Source organism: Roseobacter sinensis, assembly GCF_025755255.1.
GTDB lineage: Bacteria > Pseudomonadota > Alphaproteobacteria > Rhodobacterales > Rhodobacteraceae > Roseobacter > Roseobacter sinensis.
In genome coordinates, this window is the sequence record NZ_JALIEB010000017.1 from 1 (window position 1) to 14941 (window position 14941).

Genomic DNA, 14941 nt, shown 5'->3' on the forward strand with positions numbered 1-14941 from the left:
CAATATGCGCCCACACGTCCCAAAACCCCCATCAGAGAAACCCACCATCAGTGGCCAAGACAAAAAGGGCCGGGCAGTAACCGAAACGCATGATTTGACGCCTAAGCCGCCAGATAGGTGTCGCGGATCTCGGGATGGGCCGTTAGGTCATCCAACGTGCCGTGATACACCTGCACGCCGCTTTCGATGATCACCACGAGGTCAGCAACGGCTTGAGCGAAATGCAGGTTCTGTTCGGACAACAGAACCGTCAGCCCTTCGGATTTGAGTTGCGCGATGACCTGCGCCATCTGCTCCACAATCACCGGGGCGACGCCTTCTGATGGCTCGTCCAGGAGGATAAAGGACGGGTTGCCCATCAGCGTGCGCGCGATGGTCAGCATCTGCTGCTCCCCTCCCGACAAGGCCTTGCCACGGTTGGTGCGGCGTTCGGCAAGGTTCGGGAAGAGCTCAAACAGCATCTCCTCGGTCCATGTCGGCGCGCCGTCGCGCGGAGGCTGGCGACCCACCAGAAGGTTCTCGCTCACCGTCAAATCGGTGAACACACGGCGGTCTTCCGGCACATATCCCAGACCCATCTTGGCCACCCTATGGGCCGGAAACCCCACGATATCGACGCCCTGAAACACGATCCGGCCCGATGCGGGGCGGACAAGCTGCATGATCGACTTCATCGTTGTGGATTTGCCCGCACCGTTCCGTCCGAGAAGTGCAACCACATGGCCGCGCGGTGCCTCAAAGCTCAGATCACGCAGGACATGCGCTTTGCCGTAATAGGAATTGACGCCCGCGACCTCAAGCATCCGTCTTCTCCGCCCGGCCAAACACGGTGCCGCCGCCCAGATAGACGTCCTGGACCAGAGGATTGGCTCGGATCTCGGCCGCATTGCCTTCGGCGATCAGCGCGCCACGGTTCAAAACCATGATGCGGTGGGCATGGCCAAACACGACGTCCATGTCATGTTCGGTGAAGAGCACACTCACGCCCTGTTCGGCGACAATGCGCGCCGTCAGCTCCATCAAAGCCAGCCGTTCGCGCGGCGCCATGCCTGCGGTGGGTTCGTCCATCAGCAAGAGCTTGGGGTCATGCGCCAGCGCGATGGCCAGTTCCATCCGTTTCAAATCGCCATAGGCCAGTACCGCACAATGCCGGTCCGCTTGCGCCGCCATGCCGACCATATCCAGCAAGGCCAGCGCGCGGTCGCGGTGCATGCGATGTGCGAAGGGCAGAACGCGAAAGATTTCCCCATTATGGGACAACAGCGCCATCTGCACGTTCTCGACCACGGTCATCGAGGCATAGGTGGCGGTGATTTGAAAGGTCCGCCCAACCCCGCGCCGCCAAATCTGGCGCGGCCCAAGGCCAGTGATCACCTCTCCATCCAGATACACCGCGCCCGAGGTCGGCGGCAATTGCCCCATCAGCATGTTGAAGCACGTTGATTTGCCAGCGCCATTGGGGCCGATCATCGCTAGCAGTTCGCCCTTTTGAAGCGCGAAGGATACATCGTCTACGGCGGTGAGGCCACCGAAAGTCTTGGTCAGGCCGCGAGTTTCCAAAATTGCGCTCATAGTCGGCGCTCCTCCTTGGTCGTCGCGGCATCCTGGCTGTCACCCGGCCCGAAGTGGCGCCATGCGCGGCGCAGGCTGCCGACGATGCCCTCCGGTGCAACCACCACCACGAAGATGATCAAGAGCCCCATGATCAACCGCCAGTATTCGAAACGGGTCAGCACGTCTTCAACGCCCTTGAAGAACCCTGCGCCCACGACACCGCCCGCCAGCGTTTTCACGCCGCCCAGGAACACGACGATCAGCGCATCGAAGCTGCGAACAATCTCCAACTCGTTGGGAAAGACGCTGCCCTTCGAGAAGACGAAGAGCGCGCCAGCCAGTCCGCCCATGAAGCCCGCGAAGGTAAACGCCAGAAGCTGCACGCGGCGGGTGTCGATCCCGGTGGCCTCAGCCTGGCGCTTGCTGTCGCGCGCGGCGCGCAAGGCGTAGCCAAAGGGTGAGTGCGCCACATGGCGCAGCATCAGGATGCCGCCCACGGAAAAGACCAGCGCGACATAGAAGTAGATGGTATTGTCATTGAGCCAGCCGGCTGGCCAGATGTTGACCAGCCCATCATCGCCCCCTGTCACCTCCTGCCATTGCCACACCAGGCTCCAGAGCAGCTGCGCAAAGGCCAGCGTCAGCATCGCGAAATAGACACCCGTCAGCCGCAGACAAACCCAGCCGACAACGATGGCGATCAGACCCGCGCCAATAGGTGCCAACAGAAAGGCCAGTTCCATTGGCGTTTCGGTCCAGGTCACCAGAAGTGCGGCCACATAGGCGCCACCGCCGTAATAGGCCGCATGGCCAAAGCTGACCATGCCCCCCAGCCCCAGCAGGAAATGCAGCGAGGCGGCGAAGAGGCAGAAGATCAGAATGTCGGTGGTCAGCACCAGCGCGAAATTGCCCCCGAAAAGGGGAAGGAGCGCCAGCAAAGCCAATCCAACCGCGACAATCGCGCGGACCCTGGCCGAGGCTGGCTTGATCGGTTCCTCCGGCTCGCCCACCTGACCATGTTCGCCTGCGACCTCTTCGCGGCCCAAAAGGCCGTAGGGCCGGATCATCAACACCACGATCATGACGATGAACATCAGCACGAGTGTTGATTGGGGAATGTAGGTGACACCAAATACGTTCAGAACAGAGATGATGATGGCCGCAAGATACGCCCCGGGCAGTGACCCCATGCCACCGATGACGACTACCACGAAAACCGGTGTCAGGATGGTAAAGTCCATCAGCAAATCGGCGCCGCCCTTGGGCAGTTGAAGCGCGCCGCCCAACCCCGCCAAGGCCGAGCCCAGTGCAAAGACGCCGGTGAAGAGCCAGGCCTGGTTCACCCCGAGCGCGCCCACCATCTCGCGATCTTGGGTGGCGGCGCGCACCAACACGCCCAGCCGGGTGCGCGTCATCATCCACCAGAGCGCCAGCGCGATGAAGGGGGTAATGATCAACAGCACGATGTCATACTTCGGAATGGGCTCTCCCATAATGCGGAAAACACCCCGCAGTCCGGGTGCGCGCGGGCCGAGTTGGTCTTCTGGTCCCCAGATCAGCAGTGCCAGATCCTGGATCACGAGGATGACACCAAAGGTAGCCACCAGTTGAAAGAGCTCCGGTGCGCGGTAGACCGGGCGAAGCACCAGCATCTCGATCACCACACCGATCAGACCCACGGCAATACCAGCGAGAAGGATCGAGCCCCAAAAGCCAAAATGGCCCGGCAGCACCTCCATGAGCGTGAGGCCGATATAGGCCCCCAGCATGTAAAGGCTGCCATGGGCGAAATTGACGATGCGCGTGACACCGAAGATCAGCGAAAGGCCACAGGCCACAAGAAACAGCGAACTGGCGTTTGCAAGTCCCGTCAAAATCTGCGCGACGAAGAATTCCATTGCAACCTGTCAGGTGATTGACGGACTGCGAGGGCCAACCCTGTGCCCCCGCATCCCAAGGCGTTACTGGGCCGGGCGCAGCGCGCGGACCTCTTCGTCGGTGGGCAGGTAGTTGGCGCCGTCCTTATACTCCCAATCCACCATGACACCTTTGCCGTCTTCCAGCGCGGTCGTGCCCACATAGGCGCCCATAGTGGACTGGTTGTCGATCTCGCGGAACGTGATCGGGCCCATGGCACTGTCCACTTCCAATCCCTCGAATGCCGCGCGGATCGCTTCGGTTTCGGTCGATCCCGCCTTTTCCAACGCAGCGACGATGGACTGCACGGTCATGTATCCGACGATGCTGCCCAGACGCGGGTAATCGTCGTAGCGCTTTTGGTAGGCTTTGACAAAGGCACCGTCCGGTCCGTCCTCAAGGTCGTACCAGGGAAAGCCCGTGACGGTCCATCCTTCCGGTGCCTCGTCTCCCAGCGGGTCGAGATACTCGGGCTCCCCGGACAACAGGCCATAAACATCGCGCCCGTCGAAGAGCCCCCGGTCCGTACCATCGCGCACGAATTTTGCCAGATCCGGTCCGAATGTCACGTTGTAAATCGCATCGGGCTTGGCCCGTTCCAGCGCCTGCACCTCGGCGCCCGCGTCGATCTTGAACAGCGCTGGCCATTGCTCGGCCACGAATTCGGCGTCGGGTTTGAGCTTGAGCAGGTTCTCCTTGAACGCCGCCACAGCGTCCTTTCCGTAGGCGTAGTTGGGCGCGATGGTTGCAAATCGCGTGGCATCGGTTTTGGCCGCCGCTTCGGCCAGCATCGCCGCCTGCATGAAGGTCGAGGCCCGCAGCCGGAAGGTGTAGGGATTGCCAGCCGCCCAGACGAGGCTGTCCGCCAGCGGCTCGGACGCGAGGTAGACATAGCCCTTTTCCCCGGCAAAGCTGGAGATGGCGAGACCCACATTCGACAGGATCGTGCCCGTCAGCATCACCGCGCCATCGCGGGTCATGAGTTCTTCGGCGATTTTTACCGCTTCGCCTGGCTCGCCCTGATCGTCCCGAAAGATGAATTCAAGCGGACGCCCCATGACGCCGCCGGCCGCGTTGGTTTCCTCGATCGCCAGCTCGATGCCCATCTTGTAGGGCTCGGCAAAGGCGGCCATCCGCTTGTAATGGTTGATCTCGCCGATAATGATCGGATCCTGTTGAGCCGCGGCGGCCAGCGGTACCGTTGCCAGCGCTCCGGCGGCAATCAACCCCTTGAGAAATGTCTTACGTTGCATGGTGTCCTCTCCTGAAAGGTGGGAAATCCGGCCGTTCATCCGCCGTTGTCGTCAGTCGTGATGCACAAAACTTGCCCCTTCAGCGGCGCCCAGATCCTCGGTGGATTCTGCAGCCACGAGGTCGCGAATGCGCTTGCGGTAAACATTGGGGCCCTTGTCAATCGCGATGCGAATGGGACGTCTGCGCTGGGGGCGCTTTTCGTTTTCATGCACCGCTTCGAGCACCGCTTTGTCTTCGGCAAAAGCCACGTTGAACATCGCATCCATTTGCGCCGAGGCCTCCTCGTCGCCGAGCGCCGAATTGCGCAGATGCATCCAGTGATCGATGGTCCGATCCTCGTTGACCGGGGTTACGAAATGCAAGGCAAAGATGCGCACACCCCGGTTGCGGTCGTCTTCGGCGCAGTTTTCCGCTGTCGCAATGGAGCCGAAGTCGATGACGGCGGTCGAGGGCAGATGCAGGTGGTAATAATGCCAGCGGTCCACGTGGCCGTTGAACCCCCCGAACTTCTGAAAAAATCCGACAGGCGGCGCATCGCGGATCCAGCGCCATGCGGTGATCACATCGCCGCCGGTCGAGACATGCACCGGCACGTTTTCCGAAGCGGCGCTGCCAAGCGTCGTGGGATGCACGAAGCTCACATGAGCCGGATCCACGAGGTTTTCCGCGACGTTGAGGTAATGCGCCTCGATGTGCAGCGCTTCGCCTTGGTGCGCGTGCCAGTCGGGGCTCGTGAACTCGGGCATATCAAAGATCTGCGCGGGATCGGCCAAGTCCGGATCGCCCATCCAGACCCAGACGATGTCGTGGCGCTCTTCAACAGGAAAAGCTTCGACAAACGCACTTTTTGGCGTGTTGTCCTGCCCTGGCACGCGCACGCAGTTGCCCGCACCATCAAAGGTCATGCCGTGATACCCACATTGGATTGTGTCACCGATGCGCTTGCCCTTGGACAGCGGCAGGAGCCGGTGCGGGCAACGATCCTCAAGTGCTGTCACGGTGCCGTCCGAGGCCCGGTACATGACCAGCCGCTGGCCGAGGATTTCCATGGCGCGGAGCGGTTCGCCAAAGTCGCGCGACCAGCCCGCGACGTACCACGCGTTTCGGACAAAGCTCATCTCGTGCAAGTCATTGGCAGCACCCCCACCCCTGGATTGAGGCGCAAAAGAACATTCGCTGTCAAATGATAATTTCATTTGCATACGAACATATTCGATTTGACGCGAATGGGGCCGCCATGCGAAGCAGGCTTCGACCGAAGACGCCAGTTTTCCGCGCTTTTCATGCTGATGCGCCTATGCATACTGACACTCGTGCGGTTTGGGCATGAAGGAGGGGCAGGTCATGGGCGCGAAACTGGTCATCAAGAACATCGGCATGATCCTGTCGGGCAAGATGGAGGAGCCCATCCTCGATGGCGACTGCCTGATCGCGCATGACGGACGCATCTCAGAGTGGGGGCGCGAAGACGATCTGGACTGCGATGGCGCGGATGTGACAGTGGATGCCAAGGGTGTGACGCTGGCCCCGGGTCTGATCGACAGCCACGTGCACCCGGTGGTGGGCGATTACACGCCGCGCCAGCAACAGTTGCACTGGATCGACTCTACCCTGCATGGCGGGGTGACGACGATGATCTCGGCCGGGGAAGTTCACATGCCCGGTCGACCCAATGATCCCGTTGGCACCAAAGCCATGGCGATCGCGGCGCAGCGCTGGTACGATAATCTACGCCCCTCGGGGATGAAGGTGCACGCCGGCGCACCTTTGCTGCAAAAGGGCCTCGAGGAAGAGGATTTCAGGGAGATGGCCGATGCCGGCGTCCGGCTGATCGGCGAGGTCGGTCTTGGCACCGTCAAGGACGGCAAGACCGCCAACCAGATGATCGGCTGGGCGCGCAAGTACGGCATGCAAAGCACGATCCACACCGGCGGCCCGTCGATCCCCGGGTCGGGGCTGATTGATGCGGACATGGTGCTGGAGACTGGCACCGACGTGGTGGGCCATATCAACGGCGGCCATTCGGCTTTGCCGGATGACCAGATTGTCTGTCTTTGCGAGAACTGCACCGCAGCGCTCGAAATCGTGCACAATGGCAACGAACGTGCAGCACTTCTGACGCTGAATACAGCACGCGAATTAGACAAGCTCGATCAGATCATCCTTGGAACCGACGGGCCAGCGGGATCTGGCGTGCAGCCCCTTGGCATTCTACGGATGGTTGCGATGCTGTCGAGCCTGGGCAACGTGCCTGCCGAAATTGCGTTCTGCTTTGCCAACGGCAACACCGCACGGCGGCGCGAGTTGGATGTTGGGATCATCGAGGCCGGGCGCGCCGCGGATTTCGTGCTGATGGATCAGGCGCAGCACGCACCGGGCAAGAACGTGTTGGAGTCGGTGCAACTTGGCAACCTTCCCGGCGTCGGCATGACGATCATCGACGGTAAGGTCACCAGCCTGCGCAGTCGAAACACACCACCCGCTCAGCGCCTGCCCGAGGTAGTCTGACACCATCGCGTTTGATAATCTTTAGGGCGAATTCCTCGTTTGGCCCAGTTTGCACCAAGCCAACCACCAAAACTTTCCGGTCAGGATATCTCGGCGTCCGGGGGACGTGAAATGTTTCGGACCGATTGCGCAACTTGCTTGCGCCTCAGCCCAGTTTTCGCAACAGCTTGATCAGGTTGCGCCGTTCAGGCGGTTTTAGAGGGGCCAGCGTCTCTTCGGTGATCACGCGGCCCGCCGGGATCATGCGGTCAAGAGCACGCGCGCCTTCGTCCGTCAAAGACACGATATGGCGCCGCCGGTCGTCGGCTGATGGAGCTGTGCGGACAAATCCTCTCTGCCGCAACCTGTCCACGACACCTTTGATCGTGGCGATATCCATGGCCGCGAGGCGACCGAGCTGGTTCTGGGAACAAGGTCCGTTTTCGGCCAGACGGACCAATGTGGAAAACTGCGTAGGGGTCAGCCCCTGGACCGTATGCGCCTGAAAGATGGCGGCGTGGCGCTGACCGGCAAGGCGCAACAGATACCCGACCTGATCGTCGAGCATATAGGTTCCAAGGATGGGGCTTTGAATGTCGGCCTTGGCCGTTTTCCCGCTCACCGCAGCCCGTCCTCGCCTTTGGCCTCATCCGCTGTCAGCCCGCCCACGCGCGGCAGCGGGCGGCCAGAATCCGTGACTGCCACGGCCACCATGATTTCGCGCGCCCGCGGCGCGTCGTTCAGGCTGATTTCGATGCCATCAAAATGACTGCGCACATAGGCTGCGTCCTTGTGGCCGAGTGGCACGTCAAGCACCTGTCCGGGGCTGCCCATCTTCTTTGACGAGGGAACAAGTGCCGCGCCCTTTTCCACCGCCTTGCGCAGCGGTGCCCCCAGCTTGGGGTGCAGAATGGCCGCGGCGTGTTCGAGTTCTCCGGCCTCGCCCACCATTGCGGATTTTCCATAGCTTTCAGCGGCGTCGGGCGTGATACCCAGAGCGGCGACGCATCTTTCGCCCAGAAGGCTTCCCAGTTCAGCACCAATCTCCATAAGCCCCGAAAGATCGTCTTCGTAGACGCCGGCAAGGGGGTTTTCGATGACCGCCACGGCCACCGCCTTGCGCGTGGCGGGGTCGATCGCACGCCCCATCTCCACATGCGTTTCTTCCACCTGCACGGCGATCTTGCGGATTTTCGCTTTCATCTCAGCCCGTCCTCTCCCTTGGCGTCCTTGGCGGCCAGACCGCCCATGCGGTTGTGAATACGCGCACCGGTGGTCATGACCAGGATCAACGCCAGTTCATCGGCGCGGGGCGCGTCGTTGCATCCGACCTCGACAGCGTCGAAATGGCTGCGCACGTAAGAGGCGTTGATATGGGTCACCGGCACGTCAAGCCGCGCGCCAAGGCCGCCGACCTTCTTGGTGGATGGCACGATGGCCTTGGCATCGCCCAGAAGCTCTCGCATGGCATAGCCACCAGGAACGTGCCAGAGCGCGCCATGTTCGATCTCGCCGTCCGATCCGACAATGGCCCCCTTTCCATAGCCCTCGATTTTATGCGGCCCGCCCAACGCGTCGGCCAGCTTGCGCGCCATTTGCAGACCCAACGGTTTCAGATCTTCCATGAAGTGCTGTATGTCTTCGACATATTCACCGGCAAAAGGGTTGTGGATCACGGCCATGACGGCGCCGCGCTGCAGCGGTTTGTCGGGCGGCGGGCCGCCCTCGTGCCGGATTTCTTCCATCAGCAGGACGATCTTGCGCAGGGTGACGTCAGGCATGGTCAAGGATCCTGTTGTTGAAGGACTTGTCTGTATCGAGCACGGTGGTCTGTCCTTGAAGATGCAGTGAAGCGGCGCGGATCAGCCCAGCCGTCGCCATGCGTTTTGCCTCGTGCAGGCCGTTTTGCAAGGCGGCCGAGCAGTCGGCGCGCGAAAGCGGCGCGCATCCCGTCACGACCGCGCGCGCACCGAGGTCGCTGTCGGTGTCCAGCAGATGTGCGGCCGTGCGGCTGATGCCGGGATGGCCCGGCAGGTCCACTGCATTGGCAATCAGCGTGGCCGCGGCATCCGCAGCAGCTGCGCTTTCGGCCAGAACGGTCACACTGTCCGCGATGCCCAGGCTCAGACTGCGCCCGTGGCGACCAGAGGTCGCGATACCGCCAATCCCTTGCCCTGCCGACAAAGAAATGCGCCCCAGATCGGTCCCATCGACGCCCTGCATTGCAGTGATGAAACGCTCGCCGGGTGCGAGATGCAAAGCAACATCACCGCCATTGTTCACATAGGCACGCCGCAGTGGACCACTACAGCGCATGGCGGCGAGCACCTCATCCGCGACAGCGCCCGCGACGGCGGCCATCGGCGTCACGAAGCGGTCCTGAAACGGATGGACGGCGCGGACCATGCGTTGCGCCACCACCCCCGAAAGGCGCGGATGCCCCGCGCCAATGGCCCTCCGCAGCGACGGTAACTCCGAGACCAGCTGTTCGAGCAGACCCGCGAAGCGCGCGCGCGCCGCGGCAAAGGCACGCTGGCGCGCGGGCGCGTCAGCCCCGATGATCAGGTCAATCGGACCATGCTGCAAATGCAGCCGCGTGCCGCCGGGTAGAAGGCGGGCCTGCGCCGTCATTTGCGCCCCCGCGCCCAAGGGTAATTCGCGTGGTCCATCGGATCGGGTTGGCCCGCCAATTGCGACACCTTGCGCGCAGACGCCATCGGCACCGAGTCGAGCCTGCGGATTTCCTCCATATGCCCGCCGAGCGCGTCGTAGTCATCGACGCGCATGGTGAATTCGATGGGTGCCACCAGTGCAGGTGTCGGCACATACCCGAAAGAGACGTGTGGCATGTCCATGACATCCACCATCACCGTGATGCCGCCACCGGGCCAGACATAAGCCTCGGCACCGCCGCAGGACACGTAAGTCAGGGACTCCTTGACCGATCGGGTGAGTCGCACCGGGTTTTCCGTGACGCCCGCCCGCAGCGACCCGCCTGCGCCACCCATGAAGAGCACCGAGGATACCGACGGCTCGCAATTCTCGGCAATGAGATCGGCTGAGGCCTTGAGTTTGGCGGGGATCTCTCTTGGCTCGGGCGCCAGATCCTCGCTCAGTTCGAAGTAGCCGTATTGCTCTCCCGTGGTTGACACCATTAGGAGCCGCAGGCCCGGCCAGGCCACCTTCGGGTTCCACGGCCCCAGGATGGTCAGCGGATCCTCGATATCCGTGCCGCCCCAGCCTGTCCCCGGCTCGGCCACCTGAAAGTACCGTCCGGGGGTTGAACGGCGGCCTTTGATCTTGATCCCGGTTTTTGGCACGTCGAGTTGCTTGCCGGCCTCATGCTCGCTCAACACACCGGTGATGTGGTCGTCCACAACCACCACCTCGTCGACATGGCCCAGCCACTGCTTGGCGAACATTCCTATGGCGGCCGAGCCACAGCCCACCCGCATCAGCCTTTCCCGCACGCCGTTGATGATCGGCGCCTCGCCAGCCTGAACAACAAGATCGGTCGCACAATCGCCATCACCGATGCGCATTTCGACCGGCTCGCGGTTGCACAGCCGCAGAAGGGCTTCGCATGTGACGCGACCCTCGGCCTTTGTGCCGCCGGTGAGGTGCTCGACCCCCCCCAGAGACAGCATCTTGGAGCCATATTCCGACGTCATAACGTGCCCGATGGGCTCACCCGCGACGCGTACCACATCGCATTCGTGGCCGATGTGGCGGTCGGTGTCGATCTTCACCTTCACGCCGCAGTAGCTGAAAATGCCCTCGGTCACGACCGTGACCATATCCACGCCTTCGATCTCCTGCGCCACGATAAAGGGGGCAGGCTTATAGTCGGGGTAGGTGGTGCCCGCGCCGACCGCTGTCACGAAGGGCCGGTCTGAATGGACAATATCGCCGTCCCACTCCTCGCCCCCGCCTTCGCCCAGAAAGGGGACCAGCTTGTGGGAGGTGTTCTCGATGATCGTGAGCGGGTCGAGCCGCACCAACTCGCCGGCGTGGTTGGCATAGCGATCACAGGCGCCGGTCTTGCCGTCCGCGATGTAGCACATCACCGGGCAAGCGTCGCAGCGGATCTTTTCGGGCTTGGTCGTCCCGTCAGCCATGGTCACGCTCCCTCAGCTTGGCGCGCACACGCGCCGGCGTGGCTGGCAACTCGGTGACCCTGACGCCGCTGGCATCGTGGATGGCATTGAGCAGCGCGGGTGCCGTGGGTATGAGCACGTGCTCCCCCAACCCCTTGGCACCAAAGGGGCCATGCACGTCAGGCTCTTCGATGATCAGCGTTTCGATGGGCGGGATGTCTCCGATCGTGGGAATGAGGTAATCATGCAGATTGTCGGTGCGACCGGGCAGATATTCCTCCATCAACGCCATGCCGAGGCCCTGCGCGATGCCGCCCTGGACCTGCCCTTCGACCAGGTTGGGGTTGATGGCATGGCCCACGTCATGCGCGGCAACTACGCGCAGCGGTCTGACGGTGCCGAGCGCCATATCCACTTCGACAACAGCAAGATGCGCAGCATACCCGAATTGCGCGTAGGGATGGCCCTGTCCGTTGGCATCCAGTGGCACCGTCGGTGGGTCATAGGTTTGCTCGGCGCGCAGCACGTAGCCTTCGGCATCGGCTGGCAGATCGGCAAGTGCCACGCGATGTGTCTTGGCGGCGTCGCGTATCTCGATCACATCACCGTCCAAGTTCAGCTTGGCGCCTTTGTCCGCATTGACCCGCGCAAGGATCTCGGCCCGCAACGCCTCGGCGCTGAGCCGCGCGGCGTTGCCGGACACGAAGGTCTGGCGCGAAGCCGAGGTTTTGCCCGCATCCGGCGTCACATCGGTGTCAGCGCCCACCAAAGTTACCTTGTCCACAGGCACGCCAAGGGCCGTGGCAAAGATCTGCGCAATCGCCGTGTTCGATCCCTGACCTATGTCCACCGCGCCTTGGTGCAGAACGAGCGTGCCATCCGCGCGTAGCCCACACTTGATGGTCGACGGATTGGGCAGAGAGGTGTTGCCGCAGCCGTACCAGCCGCCTGCCACACCGACACCGCGCCGCAGCGAGGGATGACCGCGATTCCACGACTGCGCGTCAGCGCGCATCTTTGCCCAGGCCGGGCGCAACGCCTCGAGACAGGCGCGAATGCCGACGCCACTGTCGAAGACCTGCCCACAGACTGTCGGCGTGCCGTTTTCCAAGGCGTTGAGGATGCGGAATTCCAGCCGGTCCATTCCCAGCTTGTCAGCAAGTTCATCAAACAGGCTTTCCTGCGCCACCGCGGATTGCGGCACGCCAAAGCCACGAAACGCGCCGGATGGGACGCAATGCGTGTGAACGCCTCGCGCCTCAGCCCGGTAGTCGGCGATCCGGTAGGGACCTGAGGCATGGACCGGCACCCGGTTGGCCACGGTCGGCCCCCAACTGGCATAGGCACCGGTGTTGAACTGACCCTGAAACGTCATCCCGTTCAGACGCCCATCCGCTGTTGCACCAATACGGGCGGTGATCTGCGCAGGATGGCGTTTCGTGGTCGATTGCATTGACTCCGTGCGGCTGTACGTCAGTCGCACCGCCCGACCTGTCCGCATCGCCGCAAGCGCCAGGTACGGTTGTACCGACAGATCGAGTTTGGACCCGAAGCCGCCGCCAACGCCGGTGGGCACGATGCGCACGGCGCTGGGTGCGACGCCCAGTATCTCGGCCAACGCCTCCTGGTCCATGACGGGCGCTTGCGTACAGGCATGCACCTCCAGCCGGTCGCCTACCATCCGGGCAAAGCCCGCCTCGGGCTCGATATATGCATGTTCGACAAACGCAGTGGTGAAGCTGCCTTCGACAGTCACATCTGCGGCCTCTAGCGCGGCTTCGTCATCACCGCAGGCGACATAGCCCTTGCACATCACGTTGCCGGGGCGGTCGGCGTGCAAGGCCGGGGCCTCGTCGGTCAGCGCCTCGGACATGGACAGCGCGGCTGGCAACTCCGTCCACGTGATTGGCACTTGCGTTTCATCAAACACCTGCATGGCCGCGGCACTGCCGACGACGGCGGCAACTGCCTCTCCCTTGAAGCGGGTCTCGGAAACGGCGAACACCGGCTGATCGGCAAAAGCCGGGATCACCCCGAAGGTTTGCGCGCCGGGAACGTCCTTCGCGGTCAACACTGTCACAATGCCGGGCGTGCGTCCCGCCCAGCCCTGCAGATCGCCCAGGTCGAAATGCGCGCGGTGGTAGGGTGAACGGATCACCCGCAGGTGCAGCGCGTCCGGTGGCGCAACATCGTCGCCAAAGCGTTCCGTCCCGTCGAGCTTGCCCGCCACGTCGAGCCGTTGGATCGGCTGGCCGGTATGACCGTCGCCTTGCGGCGGGGCATGCGGCTCGCCTGCAGCCAGAACCGCGTCGATGATCTTGCCGTAGCCGGTGCAGCGGCAGAGCACACCCCCCAGCGCATCCTGCACGGCCGCCTCGGTCAGCTGCGTGCCGCTGCGCAAGAGCGCCACAGCCGAGACCATCATGCCGGGCGTGCAGATGCCACATTGCGCCGCACCATGCGCCGCAAAGCTGTCGGCCAGCGCTTCGGCGGCGCTGTCTGCCCCGCGCAGTCCCGCCAGCGTCTCGACCGTGCGCCCCTCAGCCTGATGAGTCGGCATGAGGCAGGCACAGATGGCCGCGCCATTCACCAGAACGGTGCACGCGCCGCAATCGCCCGCGTCACAGCCCACTTTGACGTCCTTCGCGCCCAGACGCTCGCGCAAGCTGTAGGACAGGCGTTCACCCGGCAACGGGCGGGTCACTACACTGTCGCCGTTCAGCGTAAATGCGATGCTGTTAAGGCCGATGCGCTTATCCATATCGGGCTGCCCTTTGCAAGGCGCGTTCGATCTGGTGCGGCACAGCCTCAGCCCGGTAGCGCGCATCAGCCCGCACATCGCTGATGGGTGTCAGTTCCGGCAAGGCGTCCGCGTCGATACCTGGACTGTCAGGCGACTGTCCGACGAGTGCGGCCTCGAGCCCCGGGAGGCGCTGTGCGACCGGTGAGCAGGCACCCACCGCCACCCGCGCTTCTGAGATGAGCCCATCGTCGTCCAGCACGATCAACACCGCCGTCATGGCGATGGAGATGACGAGATACCGCCGCGCCCCCAGCTTTTCGAAGGCCGAAGTCGCGCCTTGCGGCACAGGCGGGCCATGTATCGCAACCATGATCTCGCCCCTTTGCAGATCGGTTCTGCGCGGGGCCTTCAAAAATTCGGCCAGCGGTAAATGTCGCCGCCCATTCGGTCCGGCAAGTTCCACTTGGGCGTTCAGCACTAGGAACGGCGGAACACCATCTGCCGCGGGAGAGGCGTTGCACAGATTACCCGCCACCGTGCCCGCGTTTTGGATTTGTACGCTGCCCACCTCGCGCGCGGCCGCACGCAAAGCATCAAAGGCTGGTGGCAGATCGGCGCGGACGAGATCGGTCCAGGTGGTCGCCGCACCGATACGCCACCCCGCATCCGAAACGGAGATCGTGCGCAATTCCGGCATGCGGGTGACGTCCAGCAGGCTGCGATCCAACGGAGATCGGTCGCGGGATGGAAAATAGTCCGTTCCTCCCGCAACGATATCGGGGGCGTGCGCGGCCATGACCTCAATCGCTTCATCCAACGTATGCGGTGCGAAGTAGGAGGCAGACACCGGCAGCTTCCTCTCGTGGAAATTCATTTGTACGCAAATGGT

General features: G+C 62.8%; 13 protein-coding genes. 1 reads left to right on the forward strand and 12 read right to left on the reverse strand.

All coding sequences use genetic code 11. The features are described from left to right. Window positions 1-101: 101 nt before the first annotated feature. The 5 genes from MUB52_RS19310 to MUB52_RS19330 all read right to left on the reverse strand — a co-directional run bounded on the left by MUB52_RS19310 (window position 102) and on the right by MUB52_RS19330 (window position 5843). Window positions 102-803, reverse strand: a complete 702-nt coding sequence (locus MUB52_RS19310; RefSeq protein WP_263845785.1) for an ABC transporter ATP-binding protein — start codon at window positions 801-803, stop codon at window positions 102-104. After that, window positions 796-1572 carry an ABC transporter ATP-binding protein gene (locus MUB52_RS19315; RefSeq protein ID WP_263845786.1) on the reverse strand — a complete coding sequence of 259 codons (777 nt, stop codon included), beginning with the start codon at window positions 1570-1572 and terminating at the stop codon, window positions 796-798. Before MUB52_RS19315 ends, MUB52_RS19310 begins: the two co-directional genes overlap by 8 nt. Next, window positions 1569-3452, reverse strand: a complete 1884-nt coding sequence (locus MUB52_RS19320) for an ABC transporter permease (protein WP_263845787.1) — start codon at window positions 3450-3452, stop codon at window positions 1569-1571. The genes MUB52_RS19315 and MUB52_RS19320 overlap by 4 nt, the downstream gene beginning before the upstream one ends. Window positions 3453-3515: 63 nt before the next feature. Next, window positions 3516-4724, reverse strand: coding sequence for an ABC transporter substrate-binding protein (locus MUB52_RS19325; protein ID WP_263845788.1), 1209 nt, complete (start codon window positions 4722-4724; stop codon window positions 3516-3518). Window positions 4725-4775: 51 nt separating this feature from the next. Further along, window positions 4776-5843 (reverse strand): aromatic ring-hydroxylating dioxygenase subunit alpha, encoded by a 1068-nt coding sequence (locus MUB52_RS19330; protein ID WP_263845789.1) that lies wholly within the window; start codon window positions 5841-5843, stop codon window positions 4776-4778. Window positions 5844-6069: 226 nt separating this feature from the next. Here MUB52_RS19330 and MUB52_RS19335 point away from each other — a divergent pair, with 226 nt between their 5' ends. Next, window positions 6070-7233 (forward strand): amidohydrolase family protein, encoded by a 1164-nt coding sequence (locus MUB52_RS19335; protein ID WP_263845790.1) that lies wholly within the window; start codon window positions 6070-6072, stop codon window positions 7231-7233. A 145-nt stretch (window positions 7234-7378) separates the two neighbouring features. Here MUB52_RS19335 and MUB52_RS19340 read toward each other — a convergent pair whose 3' ends face one another. From MUB52_RS19340 to MUB52_RS19370, 7 genes are read right to left on the reverse strand one after another with little or no spacing between them, the layout of a single operon-like run. Continuing rightward, on the reverse strand, window positions 7379-7834 hold the full coding sequence (locus MUB52_RS19340; protein WP_318527448.1) for a MarR family winged helix-turn-helix transcriptional regulator: 456 nt from the start codon (window positions 7832-7834) through the stop codon (window positions 7379-7381). Next, on the reverse strand, window positions 7831-8415 hold the full coding sequence (locus MUB52_RS19345) for an amino acid synthesis family protein (RefSeq protein WP_263845791.1): 585 nt from the start codon (window positions 8413-8415) through the stop codon (window positions 7831-7833). Before MUB52_RS19345 ends, MUB52_RS19340 begins: the two co-directional genes overlap by 4 nt. Beyond that, complete coding sequence (locus MUB52_RS19350; protein ID WP_263845792.1) at window positions 8412-8993, reverse strand: amino acid synthesis family protein; 582 nt, start codon at window positions 8991-8993, stop codon at window positions 8412-8414. Before MUB52_RS19350 ends, MUB52_RS19345 begins: the two co-directional genes overlap by 4 nt. Then, the gene (locus tag MUB52_RS19355; RefSeq protein WP_263845793.1) at window positions 8986-9843 is read right to left on the reverse strand and encodes a UPF0280 family protein; all 858 of its coding nucleotides are present in this window, start codon (window positions 9841-9843) and stop codon (window positions 8986-8988) included. Before MUB52_RS19355 ends, MUB52_RS19350 begins: the two co-directional genes overlap by 8 nt. Then, complete coding sequence (locus MUB52_RS19360) at window positions 9840-11330, reverse strand: 6-hydroxynicotinate reductase (protein ID WP_263845794.1); 1491 nt, start codon at window positions 11328-11330, stop codon at window positions 9840-9842. The genes MUB52_RS19355 and MUB52_RS19360 overlap by 4 nt, the downstream gene beginning before the upstream one ends. Beyond that, entirely contained in the window at window positions 11323-14070 is a 2748-nt protein-coding gene (locus MUB52_RS19365) for a molybdopterin-dependent oxidoreductase (RefSeq protein WP_263845795.1), read from the reverse strand. The genes MUB52_RS19360 and MUB52_RS19365 overlap by 8 nt, the downstream gene beginning before the upstream one ends. Next, window positions 14063-14899 (reverse strand): FAD binding domain-containing protein, encoded by an 837-nt coding sequence (locus tag MUB52_RS19370; RefSeq protein WP_263845796.1) that lies wholly within the window; start codon window positions 14897-14899, stop codon window positions 14063-14065. Before MUB52_RS19370 ends, MUB52_RS19365 begins: the two co-directional genes overlap by 8 nt. Between the last annotated feature and the right edge of the window lie 42 nt (window positions 14900-14941).